This window comes from Rhodococcus sp. HM1, from assembly GCF_023218075.1.
In the GTDB taxonomy this organism is placed as follows: domain Bacteria; phylum Actinomycetota; class Actinomycetes; order Mycobacteriales; family Mycobacteriaceae; genus Rhodococcus.
In genome coordinates, this window is record NZ_JALPTB010000005.1 from 51,883 (window position 1) to 69,413 (window position 17,531).

Below are 17,531 nucleotides of genomic sequence, written 5' to 3' on the forward strand. Positions count from 1 at the left end.
GGGCCTTCGGCCCCGGTGTGCCTTTGTGGCGGCCCTGACCGCCACAAAGGCACACCGGGGCGTCAGCCCACTTCGGTCCAATACTGTTCGCGCAGCAGTCTCTTGTGCAGTTTGCCGCTCGGGTCGCGGGGCAGTGAATCGACGAAGTCGACCCTGCGGGGGCACTTGTAGGACGCCAGTTCCGATCGGCAGTAGGCGATGAGTTCCGCCTCGAGGTCCGCCGAGGCGCAGGCAGGTTCCACGAGCTGGACGACCGCCCGGACCGACTCCCCCATCTCGTCGTCGGGCACACCGATGACAGCGACGTCCGCGACGGCGGGATGCCCGGACAGGACGTTCTCCGCCTCCTGTGGGTAGATGTTGACGCCGCCCGAGATGATCATGAACGCCAGCCGGTCGGTCAGGTACAGGTAGCCGTCCTCGTCGAGATAGCCCATGTCGCCGAGGGTTCTCCAGCCCTTGGCGTTCGCGGCCGCGGCCGTCTTGGCCGGGTCGTTGTGGTACTCGAAGGGGCGACCACCCGCGAAGTACACGACGCCGACCTTCCCCCGGGGCACTTCCTCGCCGTCCTCTCCGACGATGTGGCATTCCTGCATCGGACGGCCGACCGAACCGGGATGCGCCAGCCACTCCTGCGGCGTGATGGAGGCGGTGCCGATGTCCTCGGTGCCGGAATAGTATTCGTGGATGATCGGGCCCCACCAGCTCATCATCTCCCGTTTCACCGGGACCGGGCACGGCGCGGCACCGTGGATGACCTCGCGCAGACTCGACAGATCGTAGCGTCGCCGCACCTCCTCCGGCAGACGCAACATACGCACGAACATCGTCGGCACGAACTGGGCGTCGGTCACGCCGTGCCGCTCGATCAACTGCAGGCACAGCTTGGCATCGAAGGACTCCATGACCACGACCGTGGCACCGAGCCGCTGCCACGACATCGAGAACACCAGCGGGGAACCGTGATACAGGGGTGCCGGCGACAGGTAGACGGCGTCGTCGAGCGCGCCGCGCATCTCCAGGCCCTTCGCAATGAGCACCGGAGGCGCGGCGGGATCCCCGAACGGCACGGCGACGAGCGGCTTACGAACACCCTTGGGCTGTCCGGTGGTTCCGGACGAGTACAGCATCTCGCGGCCCTCGCGTGCCTGGTCCTCCGGCATCGGTTCGCTCGCGGCCAGCACGTCGTCGTACCGTTCGAATCCGTCGACATCACCGGACGCACTGATGCGCACGGTGATTCGGGACAGATCGAGACCTGCGACGACGTCGGCCATCGCCGCACTCGTCACGAGCGCGACGGCGCCGCAGTCGTCGAGGATGTACTGCACCTCCGCCGACCGCAGATGCTTGTTGATCGCGGTGTAGTACAGACCCGATCGCTGCGCCGCCCACGTCACCTCGAGGTACGCGCGGTTGTTCTCCATGAGAATCGCGATCTGGTCGCCCTCGCCGATACCCCGGTCTCTCAGCGCCTGCGCCAGGCGCGCGGACCGGTCGTCGAGCTGCGCGTAGGTCACCACCTCACCGCCGGCGCCCATGATGATCGCCGGTTTGTCCGGCGTGCGCCGGGCGTGTTCGGCGGGAGTGGTCAGAACGGCGGGCAGCGCCACGGAATCCTCACTCTCTCGGGATCTTCGGGTCACCTACGAGGTTCTACGGACTCTCGAGTCCGTAGGCCTCTTCCAGATAGCGCACGATCTCGGTCTGATCGGCGCCGGGTTCGAGGGCGTCGGTCGCGTCGTTCCAGATCCGGCCGAGTTCCTCACCGAGACCGATCTTCACGCCCTGTTCGCGCGCGAGATCCAGTGCGATGCCCACGTCCTTGCGCATGAGTTCCGCGGTGAACCCCGACGCGAACGAGCGTGACAGCACGAACTTCTCGTACTTGGTCTCGGTCGTGTTGTTCCGTCCACTGCCGGCGTTGATCACCGCGAGCAGCGTCGCCGGGTCGATCCCGAACTTGGCTCCCACCAGCATGGTTTCGGCGGCGGCGACGAGACCGGACGCAGACAGCAGATTGTTGAGGGACTTGGCGGCGTGCCCGGAGCCGGCCGGGCCCACGACGATCACCTCGCGGGCGGTGGCCTCGAGCAGCGGACGCACCCGTTCCACGGCCTCGGTGTCGCCGCCGACCATCACCGCGAGGTCGGCTTGTTTCGCTCGCGCGACACCACCGCTGACCGGGGCGTCGACGATCGCGATGCCCTTCTCGGCGGCTCGTTCGGCCAGGGCCTGGGTGCGGGCCGGCACGCTCGAGCCCATGTCCACGACGATCGACCCGGGACGCAGGTGGCCGAGCAACCCGTCGGGTCCCAGGAGCACCGTGTCGACGATGTCGCTGGTGGGCAGGCTGAGCATCACGACGTCGCAGTCCGCGAGGTCGGCGAGGCTACCGGCCCGCACGGACGACGGGTTCTCGGCGGCGAACCGGTCCAGCGCGCCCGGGTTCGCGTCGAACACCCGCAGTCCCGGCACCGCGTTCGAGAAGTTCTGTGCGATGGGTGAACCCATCGCGCCGAGTCCGACGAATCCGGCCCGGGTGGGTGCCGCGGCGGCGCTCATGCGTCGCCCTCCCCACCGAGGGGCCCGAGTTCGGCGGTCAGCGTGTCCTGGACGACACGCATCGCCGCGACACCGGCGGGGCATCCGACGTACGCGGTCGCGTGGACGACGGCTTCGGTGATCTCCTCGCGGGTCAGCCCGTTACCGAGCCCGGCCCGCACGTGCACCGCGAGTTCGGTGTGCTGGCTCAGCGCGATGAGGATGCCGAGGTTGAGCAGGGACCGGCTGCGACGGTCGAGACCCGGTCGCGTCCACACCGATCCCCACACGGATTCGGTGACGTAGTGCTGCAACGCTTCACCGTCGGTGCCGATGCCCCGTTCGAGTGCCGCGTCGACATAGGCGTCGCCGAGCACTTCCCTGCGGACGGCCAGTCCCGCGCCGAAGAGCGCCGTGTGCGCGTCCTCGACCGTCGATGCCGTGAGTTCGTCTGCCATTTCGGATGTTCCCTTCACGCCGACGGTCCGGCGGAATCGAGCTTGATGGTCACGCATTTGACCTGGCTGTAGTGGTGCAGCGCCTCGACGCCCTTCTCGCGGCCATATCCGCTGTGCTTCCAGCCGCCGAAGGGGGTTTGCACCGATCCGGTGGACCACGTGTTCACGAATACCTGCCCGGCACACAATTGTTCGCTGACGGTGACGGCGCGGCTCACGTCGCGGGTCCAGAGTCCCGCGACGAGCCCGTACTCCGAGTCGTTCGCGATCGTTATCGCCTCGTCGTCGGTGTCGAACGGGATGGCGACGAGGACCGGGCCGAAGATCTCCTCGCGGGCGATGCGCGCCTGGTTGCTGACCCCGGTGTAGACGGTGGGTTCGACGTAGAAGCCGCCGGTCTCGGCGGCGAGTGCCGCGACCGCACCGCCCGTGACCGCCCGGGCGCCTTCCGATTCGGCGATCTTGAAATATTCCTGGACGCGCTCGAACTGGGCGCGCGTGACGAGCGGTCCCATGTCCTCGCCGATCCTGATCGCGGAGGCGCGTTCGGCGACCGCGTCGAGGACCCGGTCGAAGACCGACCGGTGCACGAGCAGCCGGGTACCCGACGAACACACCTGCCCGGCGTTCGACGTGAACGCCTGCACCGCACCGGCGACCGCGGCGTCGAGATCCGCGTCCGCGAACACGATGTTCGCGGACTTGCCGCCCAGTTCGAGGGTGAGCGGGATGATCCGGTCCGCGGCGATCGCACCGATGGCCCGTCCGGTGCGGACCGATCCGGTGAACGCGACCTTCGCGACCGAGGGGTGTTCGACGAGCGCGGCACCTGTGACGTCGCCGGTGCCGAGCACGACGTTGAACACCCCGTCCGGGAACCCGACCTCGGTCCCGAGTTGCGCGAGCCGCACCGACGACGAGGACGTGAACTCGGACGGCTTGACGACCACGGTGTTCCCGGCGGCGAGCGCGGGCGCAACCGCCCGGCACGCCTGGTTGAGCGGCAGGTTCCACGGGGTGACGATCCCGACGACCCCGAACGGTTCACGCCGCGTGTAGACGTGCTGGTCGGGTTCGACGTCGAGGATCTCCCCGGCCGGTCCACCGGTGAGCCCGCCGTAGAACTCGAAGTACTGCGCCGAGTTCTCCACCTCGGCGAGCGCGACCTTCTCGGGTTTACCGGTCTCACCGATCTCGAGGGCCGCCAACGTCTTCGCATCCGCACGCATCACCCGCGCCAGTTCGGCGAACAATCTGCCCCGGGCGAGTGCACCGGTGCGGCGCCATCCGGGCGCGGCGCCTTCGGCGGCGCTGACGGCCGCGTCGACGTCGGCGCCGGTGCCGCGGGCGATGCGGTGCGTGACGCGCCCGGTCGTCGGGTCGGTGACCGGCAGGGTGTCACCGGTCGACGCCGCGGCCGGTGCCCCGGCGATCCAGTGGTCGAGTGTGTCCATCGAGCTCACAGCCCTTCGTGACGTCAGGTTCGGAGCCGCGCGGGTCCCGGGGTTGCCGGGGTGTCGCGCGGGGCGACCGGCGGGGGCAGAGTGCGCCTCTCGTACAGGCCGTCCAGGAAGTCGTGGGGGTAGCCTAGACGGATCCGGGTGGCGTCGTCGAGACGGGTGAGATGGTCGTCCTCGAGATCGACGGCGAGCGCTCCGATGTTGTCCCGCAACTGTTCCACGGTGCGTGCCCCGATCGACGGGAGCAGTCCGCGGCTGCGCACCCAGGCGATTGCGACGCGTGCCGGGGTGGTGCCCAGTTCCGCGGCGATCTCCCGTGCCGTGTCGCGGGCGCGGCGCACGACCGGCGCGAGCTTCTCCTCCCGTTCGGGAGTGAGTTCCCGGGCGAGCAGTCCCCGCGCGAGAGGGCTCCACGCACACATCGCGAGGTCGTGGGACTGCGCCATGGGGAGCAGTTCCCGTTCGGCTGTCCTTGTGACGAGGGAGTATTCGACCTGCAGGGCGCAGAACGAGGTCCACCCGCGCAGCTCCGCGATCGCTGCGGACCGCGCGACCACCCATGCCGGCGTGTTGGTCACCCCGATCGCGAGAACCTTGCCGGAACGCACCAGATCATCGAGCGCGCGCAGTGTCTCGTCGACGGGGGTGAACCGGTCCCACGCGTGCACCCACAGCAGGTCGATGTAGTCGGTGCCGAGTCGCCGCAGGCTGGTCTCGACGCTGCGGCGCAGGCTCTTCCGATGGTTGCCACCGGAGTTCGGGTCGTCCGGATCCGTGCACAGCGTGTATTTCGTACTCAGGACGACGGAGTCGCGCTCCCCGGCGACGAGCCGACCGAGGATCTCCTCGCTCGCTCCGTCGGTGTAGTTGTTCGCGGTGTCGACGAAGTTCCCGCCGGCCTCCCGGTATTCCCGGTAGACCGCGCGGGAGGTCTCCTCGTCGGCACCGAAACCCCAGTCGGTTCCGAAGGTCATCGCGCCCAGGCAGAATTCGCTCACGCGGATTCCGGATCGGCCCAGGACCCGCAACGCCATAGGCTTGGGTTCAAGCATCGTCGTCCACCACCCAGTTCACGAAGCGGTGCAGCGGGTACATGCCGTCGTGGGGGCTGCCCATGCTGCCGGTGAGTGCGCTGCCGAGGCGGACGATGCGCTGGACGCCGGCTGTGGCGAGCAGGTCGCGCACCTCGGTCTTGCGGTGGGCCGGGTAGACGCCGACCGTCTGGGTGGCGACCGTCGCATAGGATGCGGCGTCGCGCATGTCCTGGACCGGAATGACGTTGACGGTCTTGTTCGTCGGGTGGAAGTCCACCATTTCCGGCGAGCGGACCACGAGTCCGCTGCCGTCGAACGTGCCCCACACGCGGTAGTCCGGTTCGAGGAATCGCATTCCCTCGACCGCGTCCCGGATCTCCGCGTTGGGTTTCGGACCGACGGCTTCCGCGAAATCGCGGTCCACACCGAGCCGCTCGTGCAGCAGGGCGCAGAAGCGGTCCGTCTGTTCGACGTCGCCCTCGACGCAGATGTGCCGGGCCGCGAGGCACGCGTCCTGGTTGAAGATCGTGGCGTCGCGGGCCGCCAGTTCGGCGACCTCGCGCAGCGTCTCGTCGGATTCGAAGGCCTCGCGGCCGACGATCGACATCGACACCTTGGGGTCGAACGAGATCAGCTGGAATCCCGGTCCCGCGTACTTGGCGGCGTTCTCGATCGCGGAACCGCCACCCCAGGCGACGAGTTTGTCGAAGTACTGGGAGCGGTAGAGGATGTTCTCGACCTTCTCGTCGCCGCCGCGCCAGTACACCGCCGACATCGACCGCAGCACCGGATGGCCGGGCGCGATGTCGGCCATGGTGCGGAGCACGGCGACGGTGGTGAACGGGTCGGCCGAGGGCATCTTGAACAGGTTGACGCCCTTGGTCAGTGCGGCATCGGCGATGGTGGTCATCGCGGCGCTCGGCGAGTTGCCGGCCATCATGTGGACCAGTCGCGGCGGGAACGCCCGCACCCGGCTGACGTTGCCGTTCGGGTCGGTGCGTTCGGACCAGCCGTCGAGGACGTCGAGGCTGCCGAAGGTGCGCTCGAGCCGGTATTCGAGTGCCTGCCTCGTCAGGAACTGACCCGGACGCGCGAAGGTGTTCTCGATGATGCGCCGCGGAAGCGCACTGACCTGCACGGTCATCTCGAGTGATTCCTGCAGGTATTCGTTCTTGTCGAGGGTCAGGTACTGCGCGGTTTCGACGAGGAAGTCGATGATCTCCGAGATCGGGACGTCGAACGCGGGGCCGATCTCCGATCGCGGGGCGAACAGGCCGTTGTATTCGAGTTTCGGTGTCACGAACGGAACACCGAAGTCGCGGGAGAGGTATTCGCTGTCCTCGCCCCAGACGAGTTCGCCCCGGACGAAGTGGGGCACCCGGATCTTGGACGTGGCAGGCGCGGAAGTGGTTGCGGTCATGGTCGTCTCATTCCTCGATGAACCCGCGGACGTAGGCGTCCATGGTGCCGGCGCACGTGATCTTGTCGTCGTCGCCGAGGTCCGTGAAGCGGGCGATGTCGTGCTGGACGGTCGGGCCGCTGCGTCCGCACGGGCAGTCGCGGAGGTCGACGGTGATGCGGTCACCGGAGATCGTTCCGCCCCAGCGTCCGTCGACCGTCGTGTCGAAGAATGCGGCGCGACCGGTGACGGTGTCGCCGTCCGGTTCGGCGAGCTTCGTGCCGTCCTTGTCGAGCACGAACAGAACGATCTCGTCGGGTACGTGGTAGCGCCCGCCGAGGCACCGCGGCATGCGGAGGTTGAGTTCCTGCATCGAGTAGTAGTGGAAGAAGCGTTCCGGGGCGATGTTCAGCATCCGGAAGATCTGTTCCTGGTAGTCGTCGGGCAGGGTGTTGCCCTTGAGTCCGCCGCCGACGGTCAGCGCGTTCGCCCCGGTGATGTCGCCGTCCCGGGCGCCCTTCTCCCGCAGGATCTCGACGAGCCGGAACAGCTGGGTGAACTGGGAGTTGAAGAAGACTCGCTCGTCGGGACGGGCCAGGATGTGGTCGGCCCAGTGGTGCAACCGGCGTTCCTGTTCCGCTGCGCGCGCCTGTGCCTCGGCCTCGAACGCGGCGATCTCGTCGGGTGCGGCGGTGCCGTCCGCCATGGCCCGGCGCATCGCCTGCAGCCGTGCCATGTAGCGGTGATGGCCGGTCGGCGGGGTGCCCTCGAACAGGGGGATGCCGTCGGGCCGGCGGTACTTGTCGAGGATCATGTCGCGCATCGCGACGTGCGCGCTCTGACCGGTGTCGGGGCCGACGGGGATGACGTGCCAGGTCCGCTCCGGCGGCAGTCCCATCTCGGTCAGGCCGTCGATCATGTTCTGCATGTTGGCTTCACGGTCACGCCGGGACTTGTTGAGGAACGATCCTTTTCCGCTGGTGCCGCTCGAGCTGGACACGAGGTGGCCGGCGGCTTCGAGTGCCTCGATCCAGCCGTCCACGTCCGTGACGCCCGAGACGTCGACGTCGGTGACCCGGTGGGCCGACACGGAGTCGAGCCACCGATTCATGGTGGCCCACTGTCCTTTCGCGATCAGGGATTCCGGGTAGCTCTTGTACGTCGTGTGGGGGAAGAGCAGCGGGACCATGTCCTCACGGGAGGTGATCTGCGTGATGCCCTCCGCCTCGGCGCGCTGCGCCAGCAACGGGACCTGCTGCTTGCGCTGCTGGAAATGGGAATCGAGCGTGGCGATGACGTCCCGCTGCATGGTCGTCTCGGACATGTGGGCCTCCGGCCGTTGGGGGATTCGCTGCGGTAACTTTACCCGCCGGTCAAGTTAAATGTCCATAGCGGAATCGCCTGGCACACTTCGTTTCATGACATCGCAGAAGCCCGACGGTTCCGCCGCACCACGACGCGGCGGGCGCCCCACCCGAGAGCAGGCATCCCAGCTCGACCAGGCCGTCCGCGAAGCGGCGCTGAAGCTGTTCCTCGAACACGGCTACGAGGGCACGTCCATGAACGCCATCGCCGCCGAGGCCGGCACCACCAAGCCGACACTGTACGCCCGGTTCCCTACCAAGGAGGACGTCTTCCGGTCCGTACTCGGATGGGCGATCCAGCGGCCGAACTGGCCCGTCCCCGAACCGGAAGACCCGGACCTGGACGACCTTCCGGGCGCGCTGACCGCGATCGCCCAGGCTGCGCTGCGCCGCGCGCTCGATCCCTCGATGATCAAGCTCGAGCAGATCGCCATCGCGCACGCGTCGCGCTATCCCGACCTCGCCCGGCGCACGTACGGCACGGGATTCTGGCCGCGCCGGCAACTCGTCGCCGACCTGCTGCGACGGCATGCCGCGACCGGCGCGATCCAGGCCGACGATCCGGACGTGCTCGCCGAGCACTTCCTCGGCATGGCGACCGGTGCGCCCTCCCGGCTCGCCTCGTTCGGCATTCTCCGCAGCGAGGAGGAACAGGAACGGCACACGGCGATGGCCGTGGAGATCTTCCTTCGCAGCCTGCGGCCGGACGCACCCTCCGATCCCGAGTAGGTCAGCGTCCGGACACTGTGTAGTTCAACGGCCGGAGGCCGCGGCCCGCAGGCAGAACGCGGTGATCCGCTCGATGTCATCGGGAGCCGGCACGACCCGTCGCCAGAGGTGATCGACGAGCACGCCGATCGTCGCGTGTGCGGCCAGGTTCGCATCGAACTGCGGGTCCGCACTGCCCAATTCGGCGAAGGGTGCGTGCAGCAGCCCCGCGAGTGGGCCGCTGGGCGAAGGCGGACCGGACTCGCTGTACTCCCCCAGGCCGGCCGTGTTCCACAGCACCGCCCGGGTGGCCGCTCCGACGTCGTCGGCGCCCTGCGACATCACGCCCTCGACCCAGCGCCGGACCTGCCCCTCCGGCGTGGTTTCCTTGCTCATCTGATGGGCGACATAGTCGCGCAGGCGCGCGGTGCCGTCCTCGAGGATCGCGGCGACGAGTGCGTCCTTCGACCGGAAGTGCCGGTAGAAGGCATCGTTCGACAGGCCGGATTCGGCGACGATGTCCGCGACCCGCGCACGCGAGGCGGTGCCGGACTTCTTCATCACCACCACGGCCGCGTCGAGGAGACTGCGAACCTCGTTGGCGTAGTTGTCCCCTCGTTTCGCGAGCGTGCGCTGCGCGATCCGGTGGGCAAGGTCGTCGGCCGGTTCCGTCATGGTCATCCCTGTTCTAGGTGCTCATCGCGGCGCACACGCCTCCGTCGACGAGAAGATCTGTGCCGCTCAGGAAGCCCGCGTCATCCGAGAGCGCGAACGCTACCACGGCCGCGACCTCGTCCGCACGACCCGTCCTGCCCAGCGGGGTCTGCTGCACGAATCCGCCCATCCGGGGGTTGTGCTCCGCTTCCTGCCGCCCCTGCGGGGTGTCGATGATGCCCGGCGAGACCGAGCAGATCCGGGCCCCGCGCGGACCGAGCCGCACCGCCTCGCGGCGCACGAACCGCTGCACGCCGAGCTTGGCCAGCGCGTATGCGGCGCCGCTGTGCTCGACGGTCGGACCCGCCGCGTCGCGGATCCGGTCCAGGAACCGGGCGCCGAGCGGATCGTCGAGCACCTCGGCGACCTCGGGTGTCAGTCCCGATTGCGCCATCGACCCCGCCATCGACGCGAAGCACACGGTCGCGGTCCCGGCCGTGGCGAACGGACGCAACGTTTCGGCCAGCATCGCGGTCGCGACGAGATCGACGGTGAAGATCTGCCGCCAGTCCGCCATCGTCGGCGAGATCCCCGCCGCGTGCGCCACCGCGCGCAGCGTGCCGAGTTCGGACACCCGATCGGCGAGGCGGGCGAGCGCATCGCCGTCGGTGATGTCGAGGACGATCGGCTCCACCGCACCCGCGGGGGCCAGTGCTTCGGCGGCGGTGGCAACGGTCGCGGCATCGCGGTCGGCGAGCAGCAGGACATCGACCGTCCCGGAAAGCCGTTGCGCGCAGGCGTACCCCATTCCCCGGCCCGCGCCGGTCACGACGCCCACCGTGGTCATGCGCCGGCCCCCCAGCACCGCTGCAGACCCTGCTCCGCGACGCGGGTGACGAGTTCGATCCGCAGTCCGGTCGTTCCGCGGAGGAACGCGAAGAACAGGCCTCCGTCGGACCCGGCGCGGGTGGCCTCGGTGACGAATCCCCGCGCGACCAGCGCCGCGGCGTCGGCCGCGACGTCGTCGGACCAGTATCCGGCGTGATGGATTCCGCCGCCGGCCTCCCACAACGTTCCCGGGACGCTGCGCACGACCTCGAGGCGGGGTTCGGTGATCGAGTAGGCGCACCGCAGCTCGACCGTGCGGTCGCCGGCGGGAAGCGTCACGGGCACCGCGCCGCCGACCTCCGGTCCCCACTCGTATCCGAGGAGCGCCGTGAACTCCTCGCGGGTCGCCTCCGGGTCGTCCGCCACGATGCCCAGGTGGAACAGGTCTTCGGCCTTCATCGCTCGCCTTTCCGCACACCGTCTGTGCAGTGCTGTTCCCGTCTCAGAATTGCATTCTTGATTGCAAGAGTCATATTCTCACTCGTGGAGAGGAGACGCAATGGCATGGGATTTCGAAACCGACCCCGAGTACCAGGCGAAACTCGACTGGGCCGACGCGTTCGTGCGTGAAGAGGTCGAACCCCTCGATCTGGTGTGGGAACACGAACAGTTCGTTCCGCTCGACGGCGCCCGGCGCAAGGCGATCGATCCGCTGAAACAGGAGGTCCGGAAACAGGGTCTGTGGGCGACGCACCTCGGGCCGGAACTCGGCGGTCAGGGCTACGGCCAGCTGAAGCTCGCGCTGCTCAACGAGATCCTCGGCCGATCGAGCTGGGCGCCGATCGTGTTCGGCTGCCAGGCACCGGACACCGGCAACGCCGAGATCATCGCTCACTACGGCACTCCCGAGCAGAAGGAGCGCTACCTGCAGCCGCTGCTCGACGGCGAGGTGTTCTCCTCGTACTCGATGACCGAACCGCAGGGCGGGGCCGACCCGGCACAGTTCCGGACCCGGGCCGTCAAGGATGGCGACCACTGGGTGATCAACGGCTGGAAGTACTTCTCCTCCAACGCCCGGACCGCCGAGTTCCTCATCGTGATGGTCGTGACGGATCCCGACGTCCCGGTGCACAAGGGAACGTCGATGTTCCTCGTCCCCACGGACACCCCGGGTGTCGAGATCGTCCGCAACGTCGGGCTGTACGGCGAACCGATGAACGAGGGCACCCACGCACTGATCCACTACAACAACGTGCGGGTCCCCGCCGACGCGATGCTCGGCGAGGAGGGCGGGGCGTTCGCGGCCGCTCAGGTGCGCCTCGGCGGCGGCCGTATCCACCACGCCATGCGCACGATCGGCTTGGCACAGAAGGCGATCGACATGATGTGCGAGCGCGCCCTGAGCCGCGAGACGGCCGGTAGCCGCCTCGCCGACAAGCAGACCGTGCAGGGTTACATCGCCGATTCCTACGCGCAGCTCACCCAGTTCCGGCTGTTCGTGCTCAACACTGCGTGGAAGATCGACAAGTACAACGACTACAAGAAGGTACGCAAGGACATCGCGACCGCGAAGATCGTGATGCCGACCGTGCTGCACGACATCGCTTGGCGCGCAATGCAGGTGCACGGTGCACTCGGCGTCACCAACGAGATGCCGTTCTTCCGGATGATCCACGGCGCCGCGGTGATGGGTCTGGCCGACGGACCGACCGAGGTGCACAAGACGACCGTCGCCAAGCAGGTTCTGCGCGACTACAAGCCGATCGACGAAATGTGGCCGTCGGAGTGGATCCCGAAGAAGCAAGAAGCCGCCCGGGCGAAATTCGCCGACTACCTCGAACTCGAAGTGGGGAACCTGTGATCGACACCGAACGCCTCGCCGCATGGATGGACGAGCAGGGCCTGCCCGGCAAGGGAGCCCCGCTCGAGGCCAAGTATCTGTCCGGCGGAACCCAGAACGAGATCTACAAGCTCACACGTGACGACTTCACGTGCGTCATCCGGATCCCACCGGCCGGCGCGCCCGCCGACCGCGACAACGGAATCATGCGCGAGTGGCGCATCATCCAGGCGCTGGACGGCACCGACGTCCCGCACACGAAAGCTGTAGCCGCGTGCGAGGACACGTCGGTGCTCGGCCGTTCCTTCTATCTCATGGGATTCGTCGACGGCTGGTCCCCGATGGACCACCGCGGCACCTGGCCCGCACCGTTCGACACCGACGTCGAGGCACGAAAAGGACTGGCCTACCAACTCGCCGAGGGCATCGCCCTGCTCTCGAAGGTCGACTGGAAAGCGCAGGGGCTGCAGGATCTCGGCCGGCCCGAAGGCTTCCACGATCGGCAGGTCGACCGCTGGACCCGATTCTTCGAACGGATCAAGGCGCGCGAGATCGAAGGCATGGATGTCGCCACCAAGTGGCTGCAGACCCACCGTCCGCTCGACTACGTCCCGGGTCTGATGCACGGTGACTACCAGTTCGCGAACGTGATGTACCGCAACGGTGCACCCGCGAAGCTCGCGGCACTCGTCGACTGGGAGATGGGCACAGTCGGTGATCCCAAGCTCGACCTCGGCTGGATGCTCATGAACTGGCCCGAGGACACGAACGCCATCGAGGACAGCGCGGTCAGCTACGTCGATTTGACCGGGATGCCGAACCGCTCGCAGATGCTCGCGCACTACGCCGACGTCTCCGGCCGTCAGGTCGACGACCTCGACTACTACCTCGTGCTGGCGAAGTGGAAGCTCGCGATCGTCCTCGAACAGGGCTTCCAGCGGGCGGGCGACGACGTCAAACTGCAGTCGTACGGTCCGGTCATCGTCAACCTCATGAAGTCGGCGGCGGAACTCGCCGAATCGACGGACTACAAGGGATGACCGGCGGATACGACGGCCTCGTCACGGAGAGGCGCGGGCAGATCCTTGTCCTGCGCCTCGACCGTCCCGAGGCCCGCAACGCCCTGACCGGTCCGATGATGCGCGGCCTCGGCGCCGCCGCGCGCGAGGCCGAGAACGATCCGGAGATCCGGGCGATCGTCCTCACCGGCTCCGGCGACCGCGCGTTCTGCTCCGGCATGGATCTGCGTGTGTTCGCCGAGGGAGGCTCGGTCGGGTTCGACAACCCGGACGACGCCGACGCCTACCGTCGGCTGTCCGCCGGGGAACTCGCCGTCCCGGTGGTGGGCGCCGCCAACGGCACCGCCGTCGGGGGTGGGCTCGAACTGCTCCTCGGGTGTGACATCATCGTCGCGTCCACCGAGGCGAAGTTCGGTCTCCCCGAGGTGAAGCGGGGCCTGTTCCCGGGCGGTGGAGGCACGACGATCGGGACACGTATCCCCGTCGGCGCCGCACTCGAGATGACGTTGACGGGGGATCCGATCACCGCGACCCGAGGCTACGAACTCGGACTCGTCAATGCGGTGGTCGCCCAGGAGAAGGTGCTGGACACCGCGCTCGGATACGCGGAGCGGATCGCGGCGAACGCGCCGCTCGGGCTCGCCGCGTGCAAGGAGTTGGTCCGGCTGTCCGTGTCCGACTCCGCGCTCGCCGCGTCCCGACTGAAGGAATGGCAGAGCACCGTCTTCTCCAGTGCGGACGCCAAAGAGGGCGCGGCGGCGTTCGTCGAGAAGCGTGCCCCCGTATGGCAGGGCAGGTGATCCGCATGCGTGCAGCGATCTGCCCCGAATACGGATCCATCGACGTCGTTCGCGTCGGCACCCTCGATCCGCCCGCACTCGAGCCGGGCAAGGTCCGGGTGCGCGTCGCCGCGGCCGCGGTGAACTTCCCGGATGTCCTGCTCGTCGCCGACAAGTATCAGATCAGCGTTCCGCCGCCGTTCGTTCCCGGTAGCGAATTCGCCGGTGTCGTAGAGGAATTGGGCGACGGTGTCGACAGCTTCACGGTCGGTGACCGGGTCGTCGGCACCGGCATCGTCGGGGCGTTCGCGGAACAGGTCGTCGCCCCGGCACGGAACTTGACACCGATCCCGGACGGCGTCGACGCCCACGTCGCCGCCGCGTTCGGTGTCGCGCATCGGACCGCCTACCACAGTCTGCGATCGGTGGCCGGGGTCCGCCCCGGCGACGAGGTGATCGTGCTCGGCGCCGGCGGTGGGGTGGGGCTCGCGGCGGTCCAGCTCGCCGTGGCCATGGGAGCGACCGTCACCGCGGTCGCGTCCATCCCCGACAAGCTGGAGGTCGCTGCGTCCTACGGGGCACGTCACCTCGTCGACCACCGCACCGTGGATGTGAGGGCGGCGCTGCGGGAGGCGCTGCCCGGTGGCGCCGACGTGGTGCTGGACCCGGTCGGCGGCGGCCTGTCCGAGGTCGCGTTGCGGACGCTACGACGCGGCGGCCGGTTCGTCACGATCGGCTTCGCCTCCGGCGAGATTCCGCGGATCCCGCTGAATCTCGTGCTCGTCAAGGGCGTTCGGATTCTGGGATTCCAATTTCAGGACCTCGATCCGGACGAGATGCGGCGCAACGAAATCGAGTTGCGCGAGCTGCTCGCGACCGGACGGGTCGTCCCGCACATCGGCGCGCGCCTGACTCTCGACGACACCGTCGAGGCGCTGCGCATGGTCGCCGACGGCCGGGCGATCGGCAAGATCGTCATCGACGTGGCGTAACCGCCCGGTGTGCCTTTGTGGCGGCCCTGACCGCCAGAAAGGCACACCGGCGGCGAAGCCGCACTGCGTGCTTATCCCACCGAAGCCAGGTCGCGCACCGAAGAGGTTCCGCTGCTGCGGAACGTTTCTGTGGTGCCCGGCGAATCCGCCGGAGCCGCTGCAGCCGCGAGCGCGTGGGACTTGAAGGCGCGTGCCGCCACGCTCAGCCGATGCTGGATCGAATCGAACTTCCGGTCCAGATCCGACGGCAGCGCATCGCCCCACACCGCGATGCGGGTGAGGCCGCTGTCGAGCGCGTCGAGCATGCCTTCACGGATTCGGCTGTCCGACTCGTACAGATTCACCGATACCGCAATGGATTCGGGCATCGGACCGATGGGCGAGGACAGCGCCGCCTCCAGATCGACGGTGGTTGCACCGAGGATCCGGATCGGGCGCACATCCTGGGGATCGGCCACGGCGACCGTGACATCCCAGCCGGCCATCACGTGATCGAAGAGCCAGCCTCCCGCGAACTGGACGGCGTCGGCGACATTCGGTGCGACGACGGCCAGCCGCCTTCTCAGGTGGTGGCGTCGGGCATGAGCTGTCGAGTAAGCGACTGTATGTACTCCCGGAACACCGCGGTAAGAGGAATCGATGGATCGAGCAGCCATGAGGTTTCCATTCCGTTGAGAAAGGCGACGATCTCTACAGCCTTGGTCGCGGGGTCCACGTCGGCGCGATACCGCCCTGCGCTCTGGCCGCGCCGGATGCCGTCCTCGACGGTGTCCAGCGCGGCCCGGTATCGATCGAGCAGGCGACCGTGCAGGGGTGCCGCCGGATCGAGGTTCTCGATCACCAGCGTGGCGAACATCCCCACCAGTTCAGGTGAGCGTTCGAATCGTTCCGGCACCCTCCCGAGCTGTTCGAGCAGGTCGCCGGACCGATCCGCGTGTGCATCGTCGTCGCGGTCGCGGGCATCGAGCACCGCATGCAACAACTGGTCCTTGGACTCGAAGTGATGCAGCAGCCCCGCGGTGGTGACACCGGCCTCTCCAGCGATCTGGGCGAGGGTCGTGTTCCGCCAGCCGTTTCGCGCCAGCAGTCGCTGCGCAACGGAAAGAATGAGCTGACGGCGATCCTCGCCCTTGGAGAGGAGTGTGTCGTACGGCCTCGGTGCTGACACCTCACTCCTTTCGGACCAACCTACCTAGTACACAGTAGGTTGGTTTTCCGGATGTGACAAGGGTCTCATATCGAGCAGTTCCGTGCAGCAGCTCACACGGATTCCAAGTGCCCTTGCCTACAATTCGCCCGGCCTTCAGTCCACGAGTTCGACGACGGTCGCGTTGGCCGTACCACCGCCCTCGCACATGGTCTGCAGTCCGTACCGGAGCCCGTTGTCGCGCATGTGGTGGATCATCCGCGTCATGAGGATGGCTCCGGAACCTCCGAGCGGATGCCCCAGCGCGATCGCGCCACCGAGAGGATTCACCCGCGCGGGATCGGCACCCGTCTCTTCGAGCCAGGCCAGCGGCACCGACGCGAACGCCTCGTTCACCTCGAACACCCCGATGTCACCGATTCCCAGCCCCGCCTTCCGCAGCACCTTCTCTGTCGCCGGGATCGGACCGGTCAGCATGAGCACCGGATCGGAGCCGGCGACCACACCGGCGCGGTACCGCACGATCGGGGTGAGACCCAGTTCGCGCGCCTTCTCCGGCGTGGTGACCAGCAGCGCCGCGGCGCCGTCGGCGATCTGCGAGGAGTTCCCCGCGTGGATCACCCCGTCCTCCTTGAACACCGGCTTCAGGCCCGCGAGCTTCTCGACGGTCGTCCCGCGCCGCAGACCCTCGTCGCGCGCGACCGTCCCGTCCTCGGTCTCGACCGGCACGATCTGGGCGTCGAACGCACCCCGGTCGATCGCCGCCGCCGCCCACTCGTGGGACTGCGCCGACAGTTCGTCGAGCCGGGTCCGCGAGAACCCCCACTTCTCGGCGATCATCTCGGCGCCGATGCCCTGGTTGAACTGGAAATTGTCGTAGCGGGCGAGCGCGCGCGGCCCGTACGGCATGCCGTCGGCCCTCGCCGCGCCGAGCGGCACCCGGCTCATCGACTCGACACCGCCGGCGACCACGACGTCCTGCTGCCCGGACATGACCGCGTGCACGGCGAAGTCGAGGGCCTGCTGGCTCGACCCGCACGCCCGGTTCACCGATGTGCCGGGAATGCTCTCCGGCCAGCCCGCCGCGAGCACCGAGTACCGGCCGATGTTGCTGGACTGGTCGCCGACCTGGGACACACAACCCCACACCACGTCGTCGACGATCACCGGGTCGATCCCGGTGCGCTCCGCGAGGGCCGTGAGCACCACCGCCGACAGGTCCGCCGGGTGCACACCCGCCAGCCCGCCGTTGCGCTTGCCGACCGGTGTCCGGACCGCCTCCGCGATCACCACTTCACGCATCTA

At 68.1% G+C, this 17,531-nt stretch carries 18 protein-coding genes; 5 read left to right on the top strand and 13 right to left on the bottom strand.

The features are described 5' to 3' along the window. Window positions 1-62: 62 nt before the first annotated feature. Genes M1M07_RS04545 through M1M07_RS04575 form a run of 7 tightly spaced genes read right to left on the bottom strand, consistent with a single transcriptional unit; the run spans window position 63 to window position 8,219 of the window. Window positions 63-1,613: an acyl-CoA synthetase gene (locus M1M07_RS04545; RefSeq protein WP_308200767.1), complete on the bottom strand. Its 1,551-nt coding sequence runs from the start codon at window positions 1,611-1,613 to the stop codon at window positions 63-65. A 43-nt stretch (window positions 1,614-1,656) separates the two neighbouring features. Further along, window positions 1,657-2,565, bottom strand: coding sequence for an NAD(P)-dependent oxidoreductase (locus M1M07_RS04550; RefSeq protein WP_248673409.1), 909 nt, complete (start codon window positions 2,563-2,565; stop codon window positions 1,657-1,659). Beyond that, window positions 2,562-3,002 carry a carboxymuconolactone decarboxylase family protein gene (locus M1M07_RS04555; RefSeq protein WP_248673410.1) on the bottom strand — a complete coding sequence of 147 codons (441 nt, stop codon included), beginning with the start codon at window positions 3,000-3,002 and terminating at the stop codon, window positions 2,562-2,564. Before M1M07_RS04555 ends, M1M07_RS04550 begins: the two co-directional genes overlap by 4 nt. Before the next feature lie 14 nt (window positions 3,003-3,016). Then, a complete protein-coding gene (locus M1M07_RS04560; protein WP_248673411.1) occupies window positions 3,017-4,456 on the bottom strand; it encodes an aldehyde dehydrogenase in 1,440 nt (479 codons plus the stop codon). 23 nt (window positions 4,457-4,479) lie between these two features. Beyond that, window positions 4,480-5,514 (bottom strand): aldo/keto reductase, encoded by a 1,035-nt coding sequence (locus M1M07_RS04565; protein ID WP_248673412.1) that lies wholly within the window; start codon window positions 5,512-5,514, stop codon window positions 4,480-4,482. Continuing rightward, complete coding sequence (locus tag M1M07_RS04570; RefSeq protein ID WP_248673413.1) at window positions 5,507-6,916, bottom strand: acyl-CoA reductase; 1,410 nt, start codon at window positions 6,914-6,916, stop codon at window positions 5,507-5,509. The genes M1M07_RS04565 and M1M07_RS04570 overlap by 8 nt, the downstream gene beginning before the upstream one ends. Before the next feature lie 7 nt (window positions 6,917-6,923). Further along, window positions 6,924-8,219 (bottom strand): hypothetical protein, encoded by a 1,296-nt coding sequence (locus tag M1M07_RS04575; RefSeq protein WP_248673414.1) that lies wholly within the window; start codon window positions 8,217-8,219, stop codon window positions 6,924-6,926. A gap of 94 nt (window positions 8,220-8,313) precedes the next feature. On the opposite strand from M1M07_RS04575, the gene M1M07_RS04580 reads away from it, so the two are divergent. Then, window positions 8,314-8,988 (top strand): TetR/AcrR family transcriptional regulator, encoded by a 675-nt coding sequence (locus M1M07_RS04580; RefSeq protein ID WP_248673415.1) that lies wholly within the window; start codon window positions 8,314-8,316, stop codon window positions 8,986-8,988. A gap of 24 nt (window positions 8,989-9,012) precedes the next feature. Here M1M07_RS04580 and M1M07_RS04585 read toward each other — a convergent pair whose 3' ends face one another. From M1M07_RS04585 to M1M07_RS04595, 3 genes are read right to left on the bottom strand one after another with little or no spacing between them, the layout of a single operon-like run. Next, window positions 9,013-9,642: a TetR/AcrR family transcriptional regulator gene (locus M1M07_RS04585; RefSeq protein ID WP_197257536.1), complete on the bottom strand. Its 630-nt coding sequence runs from the start codon at window positions 9,640-9,642 to the stop codon at window positions 9,013-9,015. Between the two features lie 13 nt (window positions 9,643-9,655). Beyond that, on the bottom strand, window positions 9,656-10,468 hold the full coding sequence (locus tag M1M07_RS04590) for an SDR family oxidoreductase (RefSeq protein WP_248673416.1): 813 nt from the start codon (window positions 10,466-10,468) through the stop codon (window positions 9,656-9,658). Beyond that, window positions 10,465-10,908: a VOC family protein gene (locus M1M07_RS04595; RefSeq protein WP_197257532.1), complete on the bottom strand. Its 444-nt coding sequence runs from the start codon at window positions 10,906-10,908 to the stop codon at window positions 10,465-10,467. The genes M1M07_RS04590 and M1M07_RS04595 overlap by 4 nt, the downstream gene beginning before the upstream one ends. Window positions 10,909-11,008: 100 nt before the next feature. On the opposite strand from M1M07_RS04595, the gene M1M07_RS04600 reads away from it, so the two are divergent. From M1M07_RS04600 to M1M07_RS04615, 4 genes are read left to right on the top strand one after another with little or no spacing between them, the layout of a single operon-like run. Then, the gene (locus tag M1M07_RS04600) at window positions 11,009-12,310 is read left to right on the top strand and encodes an acyl-CoA dehydrogenase family protein (protein WP_248673417.1); all 1,302 of its coding nucleotides are present in this window, start codon (window positions 11,009-11,011) and stop codon (window positions 12,308-12,310) included. Continuing rightward, window positions 12,307-13,329, top strand: coding sequence for a phosphotransferase family protein (locus tag M1M07_RS04605; RefSeq protein WP_248673418.1), 1,023 nt, complete (start codon window positions 12,307-12,309; stop codon window positions 13,327-13,329). The genes M1M07_RS04600 and M1M07_RS04605 overlap by 4 nt, the downstream gene beginning before the upstream one ends. Then, window positions 13,326-14,108, top strand: coding sequence for an enoyl-CoA hydratase/isomerase family protein (locus M1M07_RS04610; RefSeq protein WP_248673419.1), 783 nt, complete (start codon window positions 13,326-13,328; stop codon window positions 14,106-14,108). The genes M1M07_RS04605 and M1M07_RS04610 overlap by 4 nt, the downstream gene beginning before the upstream one ends. A gap of 5 nt (window positions 14,109-14,113) precedes the next feature. Beyond that, window positions 14,114-15,079, top strand: coding sequence for an NADPH:quinone oxidoreductase family protein (locus tag M1M07_RS04615; RefSeq protein WP_248673420.1), 966 nt, complete (start codon window positions 14,114-14,116; stop codon window positions 15,077-15,079). Between the two features lie 71 nt (window positions 15,080-15,150). On the opposite strand, the gene M1M07_RS04620 is transcribed toward M1M07_RS04615, so the two are convergent. From M1M07_RS04620 to M1M07_RS04630, 3 genes are all read right to left on the bottom strand, one after another. Then, complete coding sequence (locus tag M1M07_RS04620) at window positions 15,151-15,735, bottom strand: hypothetical protein (protein ID WP_308200768.1); 585 nt, start codon at window positions 15,733-15,735, stop codon at window positions 15,151-15,153. Then, on the bottom strand, window positions 15,642-16,247 hold the full coding sequence (locus M1M07_RS04625) for a TetR/AcrR family transcriptional regulator (protein WP_248673421.1): 606 nt from the start codon (window positions 16,245-16,247) through the stop codon (window positions 15,642-15,644). The genes M1M07_RS04620 and M1M07_RS04625 overlap by 94 nt, the downstream gene beginning before the upstream one ends. Before the next feature lie 135 nt (window positions 16,248-16,382). Continuing rightward, window positions 16,383-17,528, bottom strand: a complete 1,146-nt coding sequence (locus tag M1M07_RS04630; protein ID WP_248673422.1) for a thiolase family protein — start codon at window positions 17,526-17,528, stop codon at window positions 16,383-16,385. Window positions 17,529-17,531: the final 3 nt, after the last annotated feature.